The organism is Advenella mimigardefordensis DPN7, from assembly GCF_000521505.1.
Taxonomy (GTDB): domain Bacteria; phylum Pseudomonadota; class Gammaproteobacteria; order Burkholderiales; family Burkholderiaceae_B; genus Advenella; species Advenella mimigardefordensis.
Genome location: NZ_CP003915.1, coordinates 1,393,505 through 1,410,248 on the forward strand (window position 1 = coordinate 1,393,505; position 16,744 = coordinate 1,410,248).

The 16,744-nt window shown below is 54.5% G+C and carries 14 protein-coding genes and 1 tRNA gene; 8 read left to right on the forward strand and 7 right to left on the reverse strand.

What is annotated here, in order from left to right; translation table 11 throughout:
* Positions 1-53: 53 nt before the first annotated feature.
* Complete coding sequence (locus MIM_RS06485) at positions 54-1,214, forward strand: SMP-30/gluconolactonase/LRE family protein (protein ID WP_025371949.1); 1,161 nt, start codon at positions 54-56, stop codon at positions 1,212-1,214.
* A gap of 164 nt (positions 1,215-1,378) precedes the next feature.
* On the opposite strand, the gene MIM_RS06490 is transcribed toward MIM_RS06485, so the two are convergent.
* A tRNA-Arg gene (locus tag MIM_RS06490) sits at positions 1,379-1,455 on the reverse strand.
* Positions 1,456-1,548: 93 nt separating this feature from the next.
* On the opposite strand from MIM_RS06490, the gene MIM_RS06495 reads away from it, so the two are divergent.
* The 3 genes from MIM_RS06495 (at position 1,549) to bamC (ending at position 4,426) form a co-directional block, all read left to right on the forward strand.
* The gene (locus MIM_RS06495; RefSeq protein WP_025371950.1) at positions 1,549-2,178 is read left to right on the forward strand and encodes an L-threonylcarbamoyladenylate synthase; all 630 of its coding nucleotides are present in this window, start codon (positions 1,549-1,551) and stop codon (positions 2,176-2,178) included.
* Positions 2,179-2,383: 205 nt separating this feature from the next.
* A complete protein-coding gene (gene dapA, locus MIM_RS06500) occupies positions 2,384-3,289 on the forward strand; it encodes a 4-hydroxy-tetrahydrodipicolinate synthase (RefSeq protein WP_025371951.1) in 906 nt (301 codons plus the stop codon).
* Between the two features lie 15 nt (positions 3,290-3,304).
* Positions 3,305-4,426: an outer membrane protein assembly factor BamC gene (gene bamC / locus MIM_RS06505; protein WP_025371952.1), complete on the forward strand. Its 1,122-nt coding sequence runs from the start codon at positions 3,305-3,307 to the stop codon at positions 4,424-4,426.
* Between the two features lie 74 nt (positions 4,427-4,500).
* On the opposite strand, the gene MIM_RS06510 is transcribed toward bamC, so the two are convergent.
* Positions 4,501-5,688: a JmjC domain-containing protein gene (locus tag MIM_RS06510; RefSeq protein ID WP_144084600.1), complete on the reverse strand. Its 1,188-nt coding sequence runs from the start codon at positions 5,686-5,688 to the stop codon at positions 4,501-4,503.
* The gene (gene mutS / locus MIM_RS06515) at positions 5,685-8,318 is read right to left on the reverse strand and encodes a DNA mismatch repair protein MutS (protein WP_025371954.1); all 2,634 of its coding nucleotides are present in this window, start codon (positions 8,316-8,318) and stop codon (positions 5,685-5,687) included. Before mutS ends, MIM_RS06510 begins: the two co-directional genes overlap by 4 nt.
* 826 nt (positions 8,319-9,144) lie before the next feature.
* On the opposite strand from mutS, the gene ehuB reads away from it, so the two are divergent.
* From ehuB to ehuA, 4 genes are all read left to right on the forward strand, one after another.
* Positions 9,145-9,999, forward strand: a complete 855-nt coding sequence (gene ehuB / locus MIM_RS06520) for an ectoine/hydroxyectoine ABC transporter substrate-binding protein EhuB (protein ID WP_245592826.1) — start codon at positions 9,145-9,147, stop codon at positions 9,997-9,999.
* Between the two features lie 176 nt (positions 10,000-10,175).
* Complete coding sequence (gene ehuC / locus MIM_RS06525; RefSeq protein WP_025371956.1) at positions 10,176-10,847, forward strand: ectoine/hydroxyectoine ABC transporter permease subunit EhuC; 672 nt, start codon at positions 10,176-10,178, stop codon at positions 10,845-10,847.
* Between the two features lie 2 nt (positions 10,848-10,849).
* Positions 10,850-11,542 (forward strand): ectoine/hydroxyectoine ABC transporter permease subunit EhuD, encoded by a 693-nt coding sequence (ehuD, locus tag MIM_RS06530; protein WP_025371957.1) that lies wholly within the window; start codon positions 10,850-10,852, stop codon positions 11,540-11,542.
* On the forward strand, positions 11,539-12,414 hold the full coding sequence (gene ehuA / locus MIM_RS06535; RefSeq protein WP_025371958.1) for an ectoine/hydroxyectoine ABC transporter ATP-binding protein EhuA: 876 nt from the start codon (positions 11,539-11,541) through the stop codon (positions 12,412-12,414). Before ehuD ends, ehuA begins: the two co-directional genes overlap by 4 nt.
* Before the next feature lie 77 nt (positions 12,415-12,491).
* Here the strand turns inward: ehuA and MIM_RS06540 are convergent, their stop codons facing one another.
* The 4 genes from MIM_RS06540 to MIM_RS06555 form a co-directional block, all read right to left on the reverse strand.
* Complete coding sequence (locus MIM_RS06540; RefSeq protein ID WP_025371959.1) at positions 12,492-13,148, reverse strand: nicotinamidase; 657 nt, start codon at positions 13,146-13,148, stop codon at positions 12,492-12,494.
* On the reverse strand, positions 13,145-14,101 hold the full coding sequence (locus tag MIM_RS06545) for a D-2-hydroxyacid dehydrogenase family protein (RefSeq protein WP_025371960.1): 957 nt from the start codon (positions 14,099-14,101) through the stop codon (positions 13,145-13,147). Before MIM_RS06545 ends, MIM_RS06540 begins: the two co-directional genes overlap by 4 nt.
* A 144-nt stretch (positions 14,102-14,245) precedes the next feature.
* Complete coding sequence (locus MIM_RS06550; RefSeq protein WP_025371961.1) at positions 14,246-15,175, reverse strand: AEC family transporter; 930 nt, start codon at positions 15,173-15,175, stop codon at positions 14,246-14,248.
* A gap of 11 nt (positions 15,176-15,186) precedes the next feature.
* Positions 15,187-16,680: an AMP nucleosidase gene (locus MIM_RS06555; RefSeq protein ID WP_025371962.1), complete on the reverse strand. Its 1,494-nt coding sequence runs from the start codon at positions 16,678-16,680 to the stop codon at positions 15,187-15,189.
* Between the last annotated feature and the right edge of the window lie 64 nt (positions 16,681-16,744).

Consider the following 16,744-nt stretch of genomic DNA (forward strand, 5'->3'; position numbering starts at 1 on the left):
GCAGTATGCAATGCCAACGTGTGTATCAGTATTTACCAAGAGGAGAAGTATCAATGAGACAAACGCAATTGGAACAGTGCAATGCAACGGCGGACGGTCACGCAACACGTTCAAATATATCGGGTACTGCCATGAGCCGTCGGGGGTTTCTTGCTGCTGCCACGGCAACGACAGCAACGGTGCTCGCCTCCACTGTTGCTGCCAGACCAGCAATAGCACGCAATTTCGGTCCACAGGCAGAACCGATACGTTATCCGGATCCTGATATTGTCGTGCTCGACAAGCGCTTCAAATACAAGCTGGGCAACGCAGCCATCATGCGACTGCATACCGGTATGCAATGGGCCGAAGGTCCCGCCTGGAATGCAGTGGGTCGCTATCTGATATGGAGTGATATTCCCAACAACGAACAACTGCGCTGGTCTGAAGAAGACGGGCATGTAGGGCGCGGTTTTCGCTCACCGTCAGGCAATTCTAACGGCAACACCTTCGACTTTCAGGGCAGGCAAGTGGCTTGCGAACATGGCGAGCGTCGTGTTGTCCGTTATGAACACAATGGCCAGGTGACGGTGCTTGCCGACAGTTTTGACAATAAAGGCCTGAATGCGCCGAACGATATTGTGGTGCATCCGAATGACGGTTCGATCTGGTTTACCGATCCGGGCTATGGTGCTCTGATGGAATATGAAGGCCACCGACATCCGTCCAGCGCCGATTCAGTGAGCCCGATACAGAAGGAGGCGATCTATCGGATTGACGCGCAAACCGGAGCCATAACCAAAGTGGCCGATCAGCCATTTAAACCCAACGGCCTGTGTTTTAGCCCGGACTACCGCAAGCTCTACGTTGCGGATACCGGAAACTCACACTATCCTTCAGAAAAGAATCAGATCTGGGTCTTTGATATAGATGGTGCCAAACTGACTAATCCCCGCACCTTTGCGACGATGGAGTTTGAAGGTAAGTCAGGCTCAGCAGACGGTATTCGCTGTGACGAAGACGGTAATATCTGGGCCAGCGCCGGCTGGGGAGGAGAGGGTTACGACGGTGTGCATATTTTCGCGCCCGACGGCGTGCGTATCGGGCAAATCCGTTTGCCGGAAATCTGCTCCAATCTATGTTTTGGTGGAGCCAAGAGGAACAGGCTTTTTATGACCGCCAGTCAGTCGTTGTACGCCGTTTATGTGGAAACGCGGGGAGCGCATATCACCTGAGTCGTTATTGACAGGTATTGTTTTCGACAGTGTAAAATCGGCACGAGCAACATTGCCAAGCGTATTGTTAGGTAGTGCCGGCATGTTCAGGGCGTTTCGTGATTCGGGAAAAAACCGAAATAACGGCTATTTTAGTATTATATTTAACAGCCACAAATTGATTTTGGTGCCTCCGGCGGGACTTGAACCCACAACCACCCGCTTAGAAGGCGGGTGCTCTATCCAGTTGAGCTACGGAGACAACCTAGCCCGTGATTCTAACCCGAACAGGCACCCTATGTCACTCAATTCGCTACAATAGGCGCATAGCCAGCCACAAAGTGAAATAATAACTATGTCGATACTTTTTGATGTACACCCGGTCAATCCGCAGCCACGCCTGCTCAAACAGGCGGCACAATTGCTGGATAATGGCCGTTTACTGGCCATTCCCACCGATTCCAGCTACGCGCTGGTGGCTCGTCTTGACGACAAAACGGCTGCGGACGGTTTGCGCCGCCTGCGCGGTCTGGACGAACGCCATCACCTGACGCTGCTGGTGCGGGACCTGGCGGAAATCGCCAAATTCGCCAAAGTGGATAATGCGCAATACCGCTTGCTGAAAAATGCAACCCCCGGGCCCTGGACTTTCATCCTTGAAGCGACCAAAGACGTACCCCGGCGGGTGTCGCATCCTTCGCGCAAGACCATCGGTATTCGCGTTCCGGATCATCCGGTCACGCTGATGCTGATAGAGGAGCTGGGGGCGCCGTTATTGTCCACTTCTCTGATTCCGGAAGGTGACGATATGCCGCTGAACGACCCCGATGAAATCACCGATCGTTATGGCCATGCGCTGGCAGGCGTCATTGCCAGCGGGTCGTGCCCGACCCAGCCAACCACGGTGATAGACCTCACCACGGCAACCCCCTCGGTTATCCGCCGGGGAACAGGGGATCCGGCAACAATTGGCCTGTCCGAGTAGGTTTGTGGTTTCCGGGGGCGGTGACATGACGACCTCGGGCGAGACGACCGTGTTGCATCCGCTCGCCTATAGGCGGCAGATGTCAATTGAAACGCGTTTTACGGAATTGTCATTAAATTTTCTATTAATTTTATGCATTTCAATTAAACTACCGAATTAGCTATAGCTAGGCATTTAATATCAACCTTTTCTGGACGTTTCTATCATGGCGGTCGACAGTTCTTCGTATCCTGTATTCACTGGCAGTTTTCCTGCGCTTGTGACTCCAATGCAACCCAATGGGGATATTGATTACGACGCATACAAGAAGCTGATCGACTGGCATATCCAGGAAGGGTCTGACGGTCTGGTGGTTGTGGGCACGTCCGGCGAATCGCCTACCGTAGATGTAACTGAACACACTGAGCTTATCCGGGTTGCGGTGGAGCATACGGCCGGGCGAATTCCGGTTATTGCAGGAGTAGGCGCAAACTCAACCGCAGAAGCGGTTCATCTGACCCAAAAGGCCAGGGAAGTGGGTGCCGACGCCGGTCTGTCAGTCGTGCCTTACTACAATAAGCCTACTCAGGAAGGTCTGTTCCGGCATTTTGAGGCAATCGCCCGCGAAGGTGGTCTGCCTATCATGCTGTACAATGTGCCAGGTCGCACGGTTGCCGATCTGTCCAACGACACGATCCTGCGACTGGCGCACGTTCAGGGGATCATCGGCATTAAGGATGCCACGGCTGATATTGCGCGCCTGGGCTTGTTGCTTCGGGATAAACCGGAATACTTTCAGGTATTCAGCGGCGACGATCCAACTGCAGCGGCACTGATTCTGCTGGGCGGCAACGGCAATATTTCGGTCACGGCCAATATCGCGCCTGCGCTGATGCACGAGCTGTGTCTGGCGGCCAGGACTGGCGATGTGGCGCGTACTCGTGAACTCAATGCGAAACTGGCACGTGTCAATAAAGTGCTGTTTGTCGAAGCCAACCCCATTCCGGTCAAATGGGCGCTTGTACAAATGGGTCTGATCCAGGCCGGCTATCGGCTCCCAATGTGTGATCTGGGCGCCCAGCATCATGAAACTGTTCTGACCGCCCTGAAAGATCTCGGGCTGGTCAAATAATATAGGATTGAGAATATGCGTATGAATGCACGCTTTCTTGCAGTATCTGGTTTACTGTCACTTACTCTGCTGTCCGGTTGTAATGTCATGGACGAAGTCATGGGTGATACCGAGCAGGTGGACTATAAAAGTACCGTGAGAGGTGATCCGCTAAGCCTGCCGCCAGATCTCTCCTCGGCACAGATTAATCCCTCGTACAAACCGCCAGGTGGTTATGCCTCGGCCAATGAATATAACAAAGCCGTCGCTCAGGCCAATCGCGATGCGGCATCCGGCGCATCGGTTCTGCCTGAAACAGCAGGGCTGAAAATTCAGAGCTCGGGTGCCAACCGTTGGCTGGAGGTGAGCCAGGAAGCAGGGCGTGTGTATCCGAAACTGATCGACTTCTGGGTTGATTCAGGCTTTACAATCAATCGCGATAATCCCCAGGCCGGTCTGATTGAAACCGACTGGGCCGAGAATCGTGCAAAAATTCCAGGCAACCTGCTGAACCGGGCATTAGGCGCCATCATCAATATGGTTGAAGACAGCGGCGAGCGTGAGCGCTTCCGTACGCGTCTGGAACGCTCCAATGGTAAAACGCTTGTGTTCATCAGTCACGAGCGTATGGTTGAAACCCCCATGGATCGGGACGGTACGTCATTCAAGTGGCTGCCTGCCAAGGAAGATCCAGGTCTGAACGCTGCGATGCTGTCGCGCTTGATGGTTTTCCTGGGAGCAACCAAACAGCAGGCTGAAGCGCAGGTACGTCAGACTGCCGCCGCTGCTGCTGCGCCAACACATCCTGTTGTGATGGCCGATGTGGCAGCACTGCCGCTGCAAATGGGCCAGAGCCAGGCCTACAATCAGGTAGGCGCCGCGATCAATTCGGCTGGTTTCACCGTGGATAATCGTGACCCGCAAGCCGGTACCTATACTGTTCGTTATCTGGATACCGATACTGGTGAGAAGCGTCAGTCTTCCAACTTTATTAGTCGTTTGTGGGGCGATAAAGGTAATCTGACGCCATTGCCTTATACGATCGTGGTCACGTCCGACTCCAGTCAGTCTATCGTGACGGTTCGCAACGAACAGGGGCAAGCCGACAATAGTGCAACTGCGCGCCGTATTCTGACGGTTCTGGCTGAAAGAATGTAATCAGGCAGTGATTGCAAATAGCGTGTTCTGTAAAAGAAAACCCGGCAAGCGATTGCCGGGTTTTTTACATATGGCTATTGTGCGATTAGCCAGCCGTCGTCCAGCCATTCCTGCAAGAGGGTGAGCGTGGAGGCGCTGGCTTTTTTCAGATCGGCGCTGGTCAATACGCGGGTGTCGGCCAGTTTTTTTAGCGTGGCGTTTGTCTTCTGCACCAGGGCTTCGCCGTTGATGAACAGGTCCGCGCCACGGTAGATCATGCGGCTGCGGCGATCCAGCACCAGCCTGCCGTTGCCCTCGATCACATCTTCCAGATCGACCATATCCTCTGCAATGGGAAATACCGCCAGGGCATTGGGTTCAGTCAGCCAGCAGCCCAGAAAACGTGCGGCCATGCGTTCGTTGAATGTAATTTTCTGTACGGCTGCCAGCGCACTGCGGATCAGTTCGTCCGGCAGGGCGGCCGGTTCCGTGGTGGCGGCCAATTTCTTATCCTGAAACATGCCCGTCAGATCGGGGCCCGGTAATTCCGGGGTGGAATAGGGGCCGAAGCCCAGTCCGTGACGGGCGCTCAGCTGATCGGCTGCCACTTCCAGCAATCCGCGGGCAAGCACCGCCAGGGACGGCGCCCGAAAGCCGATGGAGACGGTAATGCACTCGTCTGATTCGGAGATGCCGTCATGAGCAATGTGCGGCGGCAGATAAAGCATATCGCCCGGTTCCAGCACAAACTCGTCTTCCGGTGCAAAGTGCTGCAGAATCTTGCAGGGAATGTCGGGAACCAGCGACAGGTCTTTTTGCTGACTGATGCGCCAGCGTCGCTGGCCACGACCTTGCAGCAGGAAAACGTCGTAGCTGTCAAAATGCGGGCCAACCCCGCCGTTACGGGAAGCCAGGCTGATCATGATATCGTCCAGACGGGCATCAGGAATAAAACGGAACTGCTGCATCAGCGCCGCCGTGGCATCGTCATGCAGATCCACGCTTTGCACCAGTAAGGACCAGTTGGGCTCAGCTACCTTGGGAAAGCGTGCGAATGGGCCATTTTCCATATTCCATTCGTCATTTTCCTGCCAGATCAGGCGTGATTCTGCATCATCGCGTTTTGCGAGCTTCTTCAATCCGGCTGGCGGCACGGGGCTGGTAAACCCCGGGATGGCCTGTCTGATCAGTAACGGTTTCTTTTGCCAGTAGGTCCGCATAAACTCGGCGGGACTGCGCCCGCCCAGCAATGTTAAGGGTGCGTTAATGTCAATGGTTGTCATGATTCTCCGCCAAAGCGGTTATGCAGTTTATACAGGGCGTCCAGCGCTTCGCGCGGACTCATATTATCGGGGTCCAGTTCCTGCAAGGCATCGCGAAAGGCCGTCAGCTCCAGCGCGTTGTCGCTCTGCTGGTCATCGGCTTCGTGGGTGGCGGTAAACAGATTCAATTGCGAGATGTCGCCAGCCTGGCTTTCCAGACGATCCAGTTCCTTTTTGGCCTGACGGATGACTGCCACGGGCAGGCCGGCGCGCTGTGCAACCTGGATGCCGTAGCTGCGACTGGCCGGGCCTTCCTGAACTTCATGCAGAAACACAATGCCGCTGGCCGCCTCGGTGGCGGCAAGGTGCACATTGATGGCGGACGGGTTCAGATCAGGCAGACGGGTAATTTCAAAGTAATGGGTGGCAAACAGCGTAAGCGCATGGTTGTGATCCAGCAGCCGGCAGGCAATGGCCCATGCCAGTGACAGGCCGTCATAGGTTGACGTGCCGCGTCCTATCTCATCCATCAGCACCAGGCTGTTGGGTGTGCTGGCAGCCAGAATGGTCGCCGCTTCGGTCATCTCCATCATGAAGGTGGACTGGCCGCCTGCCAGATCGTCAGCGGCACCAATACGGGTGAAGATGCGATCAATTACGCCAATGGTCGCCGCCGCTGCCGGTACGAAACTGCCCATGCGTGCCAGCAACACGATCAGGGCAGTCTGGCGCATATAGGTTGATTTACCGCCCATATTGGGGCCGGTAATGAGCAGCATGCGTCTGTCATGGTTCATCAGGCAGCTATTGGGGGTGAACTGCTCGATCGTGTGCTCCACCACCGGATGGCGGCCGGCCTCGATATCGATCACCGGGTGTTCGGCAAGTTGCGGGGCAACCCATTCGTTATCTCTGGCGTGGCTGGCCAGCGCAAGGTAAACATCCAGTTCGGCGATGGCCTGTGCGCAGCGCTGCAGAGGTTGCACCCAATCCTGCATGGTGTCGAGCAACTGCTCGTAGAGCCATTTCTCGCGCGACAAGGCCCGGTCGCGGGCCGACAGCACCTTGTCCTCAAATCCCTTGAGTTCCGGCGTAATATAACGTTCGACATTCTTGAGGGTTTGGCGGCGCCGGTAGTCATCGGGTACTTTGTCGACCTGTCCCTTGGACACTTCAATGAAAAAGCCGTGCACACGGTTGAACTCCACGCGCAGATTGGCAATGCCACTGCGCTCGCGTTCCCTAGCCTCCAGTTCTACCAGAAAGGCGCCATTGTCGCTGGCCAGCGTACGCAGCTCATCGAGCTCGGCGTCAAAACCGGCAGCAATCACGCCTCCGTCGCGGATCATGGCCGCTGGTTCCGCTGCGACAGCTGCCTGCAGCGATGAATGCAAATGTGTGTCCAGTGTCAGTTCGTCATTGAGCACGTCCAGGCGTTCTGCATTAGCATGTTGATTGCGCAAAACACTCTGTAATTGTGGCAATCGTGCCAGCGCATCGCGCAGGCTGGCCAGCTCGCGGGGTCGCACCGAACGCAGGGCGATGCGCGTAGCAATACGTTCAAGATCGGGAAACGCATTCAGTTCGGTGCGCAGGTTGTCCAATGCAATATGCGGATGCACGGGCCCGTCGGGACGCCCGGTCAGCATGGCAGCGACGGCTGTCTGGCGTGCTTCGATCTGGCTATTGGCGCGCAGGGGATGATGCAGCCAGTGACGCAATTTACGACTGCCCATGGGCGTTTCGCAGTGATCCAGTAAAGAGAACAGGGTGGGCCGGCTTTCGCCGCTGATGGTTTCGGTAATTTCCAGGTTCTTGCGTGTGACCGGATCCAGCACCAGATAATCCAGGGCATGATCCACCATGATGTGCTGAACGTGCGACAGCGATTGCGTTTGTGTGCGTTCCACATAGCGCAGCAGGGCGCCGGCCGCACAAATCGCGGCAGGCATATCGGTCATACCGAAGCTGCCCAGTGAGTCTATCTGAAAATGCTGGCAGAGCAGGGTGTTGGCATCATTCAGGTCATAGTGCCAGTCGGCGGTATGACTGATTGACCCCGCGAATTTGGTTTCAAGGGCAAAGGAGTCGGCATGGACGATCTCCGCCGGCGCGATACGGTGGATTTCCGACTCCAGCGCTTCCTTGTCGCACTGGGTGACCCTGAACTGGCCGCTGGCCAGATTAAGCCATGCCAGACCATATTTGGGTGCCTTGCCTTTAGGCGGCAGAAATACTGACAGCAGCGGACGATCCAGTTTTGAGGGCAGCAGGGTTTCGTCGGTCAGTGTGCCGGGTGTCACAATGCGCACGATCTTGCGTTCAACGGGGCCCTTGCTGGTGGCGGGGTCACCAATCTGTTCGCAGATGGCGACTGATTCGCCCATCGCCACCAGGCGTGCCAGATACGTTTCCATCGCATGCACGGGAACACCCGCCATGGGGATCGGCTGGCCGTTGGAGGTGCCGCGCTTGGTAAGCGTCAGATTCAGCAGTCGGGCGGCCTGCTCGGCATCGTCATAGAACATTTCATAAAAATCGCCCATGCGATAAAACAGGAGTACGGAACCGGCCTCAAGTTTAAGGCGCAGGTACTGCTGCATCATGGGAGTGTGGCCGGAAGTCGCGCTTTTACTGGTTTCTGCTGACATGAGTGATGGGTTGTCTAAGGTGTTCTTGCGTTCAATCGGCTATTTTACGATTATCCTGGCCTCTGTTGGGCGAGCAGTCATTCACTATTTCGGATTACTGCCCTGTCAATCCTTTTCCGAAGATCTTTTATTGCCTATGGCGGCGTCACGGTCATCGATTTCCTCCTGTGTTCAAATCCAGGCAACCGGCACGGGCAAGGGTGGTACAAACACAAATCGTATTTTGTTGTACTGGTTTTTATCGTGTTCAGCACTCAGGCATCTATCCGTGATGCAGTGTGTCATGTGCTGTAACGTTTAGTATTACGAATCGCCGCTGCATATTGCATAAAAAATATTAATTGATTTCTGAAGAACGCAGTATTTGAAGAAATAGGGTATTTAAGCAAGCATGTTGTGGGTTGATCGCTAACGCACACACAAAGCAAATTCAGACTGCGATCTCATTGACCGGTATAGCTGGCTTTCCAGCCGATTGAGTAATTATTTCAAGCTGGAAATTTCATTGAAAAAATTTATTTCAAATGAAATAAACCTAGGGTTTTCCATGGTTATATTTCATATAAAAGACGCATTTTTGAATGTAAAAAATATGAGGAGATTACAGTATTGCGGTTGTGCTGCACTATTTATCTATGTTACTTCTATATATGAAGCGATAACCGCATGACGCATGCTATTGGCTTTTCATGTAACGAATTTTATGCATGACAATGCTCGATAGGCTGCGTTTGAAAGTTATTTCAAATGCAATTTTTATCAGGATCGGTTCCAGGTAAAAACTTCAGGATAAATCAACTTCAAGGGGAGTAGAACGATGAATAGAATGCGCAAAACTCAAACCCTGCTGGCTCTCGCTGTAGCAACCGCTGCGGCTTTTGGTACAGTGGCATCCGCTGCCACGTTGCAGGAAATTAAAGACAAAGGTGTCGTGCGAATTGCAGTTGCCAACGAAATACCCTATGGCTTTGTAGATCCCACTGGTGAGGCAAAGGGCGCCGGACCGGAAGTGGCCAAGCATATTATGGAGCAGCTTGGCATCAAGGAAATCAAGTGGGTCACTACAGGCTTCAGTTCACTGATTCCTGGTCTTAAAGCCGACCAGTTCGATATGGTGGCAGCAGAAATGGCGATCCTGCCACAGCGTTGCCAACAGGTGGCGTTCTCTGAGCCAAATAGTTCCTATGGTGAAGGCCTGCTGGTAGCCAAAGGCAACCCGGACAATCTGCACAAATATGAAGACTTCAGCAAGTCAGACAAGAAAATCGCCATCATGGCCGGTGCTGACCAATTGGAAATGCTGCAAAAGCTGGGTGTTGATGACGGCCGTATGGTGACCATCTCCAATAATGCCGATGCAATCTCTACGGTATCTACGGGTCGTGCTGCGGCGTATGCAGCCACCAGCCTGACGGTGAGTGAACTGGCCGGCAAGAGTGATAAAGTTGAAGCAGCAGGCAAATTCGAAGATCCGGTGATCGATGGCAAGCCTGCTCGTAGCTGGGGTGGTTTCACCTTTGATCAGGGCTCGGATGATCTGCGTAAAGCCGTCAACGAAGAGCTGGCCAAATTCAAGAAAACACCCGAGTGGAAACAGATTCTGACCAATTATGGCTTTACCGAGCACGACCTGGAAGAGTCTGATAAACAGACCACAGAACAGCTTTGCGCCGCAAAGTAATCAGGATCTCGCTTTTTTGACGGTTATGCGCAAGCCAGTGGCGTGCGCATATGGGTTCGCGAACGATCGCGGACCCATCATTGGTCTGGCGACTTGAGCCGGACTCAAACTCACCGGCTCGTGCAGGCAAACGCTTGCATCCTTCATTCTTATCTCCAAAAAATAAAAGGCGACCGATGGATTGGAATATATATCTGACGCCCCTGTTGCAGGGAGCGTGGGTGACCGTTCAACTGACAGTCTATTCGACCATACTGGGGGCGATCACTGCGTTCGTGTTCGGTATCGGCAAGCTGTCCGGTAACTGGCTTTATCGCGGCTTCTCAATCTGCTTTGTTGAAATTTTTCGCGGCACCTCTTTGCTGGTGCAATTGTTCTGGCTGTTCTTTGCGCTACCGCTGTTGGGACAGGCGCTGGGTCTGGACTTTCGCATGGCACCGCTGGTTGCCGGTACGCTCGCCCTTGGTTTCAATATCGGGGCCTATGGTGCCGAGGTTGTGCGTGGCGCCCTTCAGGCCGTGCCGCGCTCGCAATTTGAGGCGGCTAAGGCGCTGGATTTTACCCCGCGCCAGACCCTGAGGTTTATCAGCCTGCCACAGGCTATTCCGGAAATGATGCCCAGCTTTGGCAATCTTGCCGTACAAAACCTTAAGGATACTGCGCTGGTTTCGTTAATCAGCCTGGGCGATATGGCGTTCCGTGCCGAACAGATTCGCAATTACACACAGGACAGCACCACGGTGTACACCATTTTGCTGTTCATGTATTTCGGAATGGCCCTGATTCTGACCGGCATCATGAAATTGCTGGAGCGTTCTGTCGGCCGCTGGCGTGCAGGGAGGGCCTGATCATGCTTTTTGGTATTGAATGGGACACCAGCAGCAATTGGGCTTTCGCCGTTTCGATTTTCCCGATACTGCTCAAGGGCCTGCTGGTGACTTTGCAGGCAACGGTGCTGGGCTTTCTGGTAGCGATGGTGCTGGGGCTGATTCTGGCCGCGCTTAAAAGTGCCAGACTGGCCATCATTTCATGGCCTGCAAAATTCATAACGGAGTTTATCCGTGATACGCCCTTGCTGGTACAGCTTTTCTTTCTTTATTATGTGCTGCCCGAGCACGGCATTGTACTGCCTGCTTTTCTGACCGGGGCACTGGCACTGGGCGTGCAGTACAGCGCTTATCTGTCCGAAGTTTATCGCGCCGGTATTGAGTCTATCCCGCGTGGACAGACCGAAGCCTCACGGGCGCTGGATCTGCCTCCTGTGCGTACGTTCGGATTCATTATTTTGCCGCAGGCGATTCCGCGCATTATCCCGGCAATGGGGAACTATCTGGTTTCCATTATGAAGGACGTCCCGGTACTGTCTGTTGTGACTGTGCTGGAAATGCTCAACGTTGCAAAAATCATAGGTGATCGCACCTTCAATTATTTGATACCGCTATCCATGGTGGGACTTATTTACCTGATCCTGACGATCGTCGCCTCCTATGGCGTGCGCTATCTGGATACCCACCTGCCAAAACGAGGAATACCTTTACGATGAATAATCCGATTAATAATGATAATTCGAGTACCGTTACGGATAAGACACAGGACGTAGCGGTTGCCAGTGCAGAGGGTGCTGCAGCATCTGCTGCTGCGGGTGAACCGATTATCCGCTTCGAAAAAGTAGTCAAGAAATTCGGCGAAGTGACCGTGCTGGATGAGCTGGATTTCGAAGTGCGCAAGGGCGAGAAAGTGACCATTATCGGCCCGTCCGGTTCCGGGAAGTCAACGGTGCTGCGTATTCTGATGACCCTTGAAAACATCAATGATGGGGTGATTTATGTGACCGGCAAGCCATTGTGGCATGAAGAGAAAAACGGTGAACTGGTGCCTGCCGGCGAAGCACACTTGCGGGAGATGCGCAAGGAAATGGGTATGGTTTTTCAGCAGTTCAACCTGTTTCCCCATATGACGGTGCGTCGCAACGTGACCGAGGCGCCGGTGCAGGTGCTCAAGCTGTCCAAAGAGGAAGCCAACGAGCGTGCCGACAAATATCTTGAGCTGGTTGGCCTGTCCGATCAAAGCGACAAATTTCCGAGCCAGCTCTCTGGTGGTCAGCAGCAACGGGTGGCGATTGCCCGCGCGCTGGCGATGCACCCCAATATTATGCTGTTTGACGAGCCCACCTCTTCATTGGATCCTGAACTGGTAGGCGAGGTGCTCAACGTGATTCAGCGCCTGGCCGAAGAGCATGATCTGACGATGTTGCTGGTGACGCATGAAATGCAGTTTGCCAAGCAGATTTCCGATCGTGTCTGCTTCTTTGATAAGGGAAAAATTGTGGAGCAGGGGGCGCCTGACGACGTGCTGACCCACCCTCAGGAGCCACGTACGCAGGAGTTTCTCAAAAGCTTTATTGAACAGCATTAATAGATACTGGGCACGGTAACGTGCCCTGATCCGTTTGGTTCACCGTTTGCGTAATCTGAAGGCGTAATCCGAAGGCGTTAGCGGTTACGCGTCAGCTCTTCGCTGTGCACAATCCGGATACCTTGTTCCACCAGCGTCTTGCGCGTGTCTGCATCTGTTTGTCCTGTCACCGGAGCGGTGGCATCCCAGATGACAAATGTATTGAAGCCCGCTGCCCGCGCGTCCTGCGCGCTCCACAGTACGCACACATCCCGTGCCAGGCCGGCAATATATACATCCTGCACCTGCCGGTCCTTCAGCCAGCCGGTGAGGCCGGTAGCCGGGCGCTCACCTGCCTGGTTGTAGTTCTCGCGAAACGCACTGTATGAGTCTACTGCAGAATCGGCGCCTTTACGCACGATAACATGCATCCTGTCCCAGTTGATGCCGCTGTGTAATGCTGCGCCATTGGTTCCTTGCACACAGTGATCCGGCCACAGCACCTGGGGATGGCCGTAAAGCGCAATGCTGTCAAAGGGTTTGCTGCCGCTGTGCGAGGATGCAAAAGAGATATGGCCGCCCGGATGCCAATCCTGAGTGGCAACATAATGCGCAAAACGGTTCTGCGCCAGGATGGCCTGTACGGGCGCCACGATGGTATCGGCCTGTTCGCAGGCCAGCGGGCCGCCAGCCATAAAATCCGGCTGGATATCGACCAGGATCAGTGCGCTATGGGGCAATATGCTATTTGTCATTGCGCTGTTTCGTCCAGCCACTGAGTCAGCTGTTGCTGAACATTGCTTGCAAACTTGCGATAAACCTGTTCGCTGACAAAGCCCATATGCGGCGTGAGCAACACGTTGGGCAAAGCCAGCAATTCGGGCGCGATGCCAGGTTCATCATCAAACACATCCAGCGCAGCAAAGCCGGGGCGACGCTGTTGCAATGCGCTAACCAGCGCCGGAGTATCAATCAGGCTTGCACGCGAGGTATTAACCAGCAGGCTGTCCGGTTGCATCAGTGCCAGTGTGTCGCTATTGAGCAGCTTGCGCGTGGTATCCGAGACCACGATATGCAGTGATACCACATCCGACGTTGCAAGCAGTGTTTCCAGCGATACGCTGCTTGCGTGCTCTTCGCTGGCGCGTTCGGGTGTCATATGCGGACTCCAGACCTGCACTTGCATGCCAAAGGCACGACCAACGGCAGCCATGCGTTTGCCGATGTGTCCAAGACCGATCAGGCCCAAACGCTTGCCTTCCAGTACTTCGGGCAAATGCTGGCAGATGGCGGGGGTACGCCATAATGGCTGCTGGGGAGTGACAAGCAGGTCTGGCAGTTTTTTCAGCGATGCCAGAATCAGCGACCAGGCCAGCTCGCAGGTGCCGGCCTTTGAGGGGCCGAACTCGGTTGCCGTGACCTGAATACCGGCGGCTTCGGCTGCCTGCTGATCAAGTGTATTGTTGCGGGTGCCGGTAAAAATAATCCGTTTCAGCTTCGGCAATTGCGCGATCAGCGACTTGGGAAAAGGCGTGCGATCGCGCATCAGCACAATGCACTGCGCCTGGGCCACTGCAGCCAGCAATTGCTCGTCGCGCAGTCTGTCGTGATAGATGGTCAGTTGGCAGCGGTCCTGAATATCGGACCAGTCGATCAAACGCTCCAGCCCATGTTCCCAGTCATCCAGTATGACAATGTTAGGTTTCATGTAATGCTCCGTGAAAAGGGCAGTGACAGATACATTGCCCGTGTGTCCGGTCACCACAGCCGTGCCGCCCGTTCAGAAAACACTATATTACCGTGCAGATACGCGGCTTGCATGGGAACCAGACGGCTGCGATGATTTGATCGTCTATCCCTGGAACCAGGCCAGCAGGGCAGAGACACTGAAGACCGAGAGCACGGTTGAAATAAAAATGGATTGCGAAACCAGATGCGTATCACGCTGGTACATAGTGGCCAGCATGAACGGGCCGGTGCCGATAGGCAGGGCGGCCAGCAGCACCGCCGCTTCGCGTTGTACCGGCGGCATATCAAAAACGACAAACGCCAGGAACGCCGTGGCACCCGGCAGAAACAGCATTTTCATGAACAGTACTGCTGCCAGTGCCGGATGCGGACGAATGCTGCGTGTTTGCGCCAGGAACAGCCCGATGGTCACCAGGGCGCAGGGGCTGGCGGAACTGCCCAGCAGCCGCGCCAGCTCAGCCAGCGGTGCGGGCAAGGCAATGCCCAGGCCCGACAGTGCCATGCCCGCGACAGGCGAGACAATCAGCGGGTTTTTGGCCAATGCAATGCCGGTATGACGCAGGCTGGTCCATACGCCGCCATGCTTATTCAAGCCGGTTTCCAGACAAACGATAGACAGCGCAAACAGCACGCAGGCGGTTAATATCATGGTAATAATGACCGGTATGATACCGGCCTGCCCATAAGCCAGCATGCATAACGGCAGGCCCATATAGCCGGCGTTGCTGTATGATGCAGACAGGCTGGCCACGCTATTGTCCGGCAAGCTGAAACGGCGCCGCTGCCATACCATGAAAATGAAAAAGGTGGCCAGCATGCCGCCGGTACTGGCCAGGATGAACGGTATCTGATTCAGTTCTTCCCAACTGACCGTGGCCATGGCATGAAACAACAGTGCAGGCAGGGCCAGCCAGACCACATAGCTATTGAGGTGCTGGCTGGCCTGTTCCGACAGAATCCGTCGGCGCGCAGCGATGTAGCCGATCAGAATCAGCGCGAAGACCGGAAAAGCGGCATTAATAACGGAATTCAAAATACAAATTATTATTTAAAGGCGGTTTCGATGAAGCTGCGCAGTTTACGCGAATGCAGTCGTTCCCGGGGCATTTCACGCAGTTTTTCCAGCGCCCGCATGCCAATGCGCAGATGCTGGCTAACCTGTTTTCGATAAAAGTCTGAGGCCATGCCGGGCAGCTTCAATTCACCATGCAGCGGTTTGTCTGACACGCAAAGCAGCGTGCCATAGGGAACGCGAAAGCGAAAGCCATTGGCCGCGATGGTGGCCGATTCCATGTCAAGTGCAATTGCCCGCGATTGCGAGAAACGTTGTACCGGTTCGTGCTGGTCCCGCAATTCCCAGTTACGATTATCAATGGTGGCTACGGTTCCGGTACGCATGATGCGTTTCAGTTCCCAGTCGGCCAGTCCGGAGATTTCCTCAACCGCGTGTTCCAGCGCGATCTGAATTTCCGCCAGCGGCGGCACCGGTACCCATAATGGCAGATCGGCATCCAGCACATGGTCTTCACGCACATAGCCGTGCGCCAGCACGTAATCGCCCAGGCGTTGCGTATTGCGCAGGCCGGCGCAATGGCCCAGCATGATCCAGGCCGATGGGCGCAGCGTGGCAATGTGGTCGGTAATGGTCTTGGCATTAGAAGGTCCCACGCCAATATTGACAAGTGTGATACCGTTGCCGTCCTCGCGTTTCAGATGATAGGCCGGCATTTGCGGCAAGCGTTGCTGCTTTCGGGAAGGATCCGGCTGGCCCTTGCGGGTAATGTGGTTACCGGGTTCAACCAGCGCGCAATAACCTGACGTTTCATCCTCAATCAGTTGCGTTGCCCGCTCGATGAATTCGTCCACATAGAACTGGTAATTGGTAAACAGGACAAAGTTCTGGAAATGTTCCGATGCGGTTGCCGTGTAGTGTTGCAATCGGTGCAGCGAGTAGTCAATCCGCGGTGCGGTAAACGGGGCCAGTGGTCCTGGCTGGCCGGGTTCCTCGCGCAGGGTGCCGTTTACAATGGCATCGTCCATCACCGCCAGGTCGGGTACGTCAAAGAAATTGCGCAATGATGAGCCGATCGTGTCGGCATAGACGCCTTCAACATACTGACCGCCGGTAAAGGCAAAATGCAGTGGAATGGGAATATCGGATTCGCCCACTTCTACCGGTAATTGGTGATTTTTCATGATCAGGCCGATTTGTTCAAGCAAATAGCTTTTGAACTGCTGCGGCTGGGTGATGGTGGTTTGATAAAGACCGGGTTCGGTGGTATGCCCGTATGACAGGCGTGAATCCACTTCCTGATGGTCGGGCACATGCAGGCGAATGGCGGGGTAGCAGGCACGGATGCGCTGATCAGCCCGACCCTCACCGCTAACATAGTGGTAGAAGGCTTCACGGATGAACAGCGTATTGCGTTCGTAGATGCGCTGCAGTTCTTCGAAAGCCAGCAGCGGGTCACGAAAACTGGAAAAACCGATTCTTTGCGGGGAATGAAAGGTAGAAGGCGTACGTTGCTGTGTGTTCATGGATAAGCGCTGATTGTTATGGTCATGGACAAAAGCGGGCCATATTGCAGTGTGATCCCATATG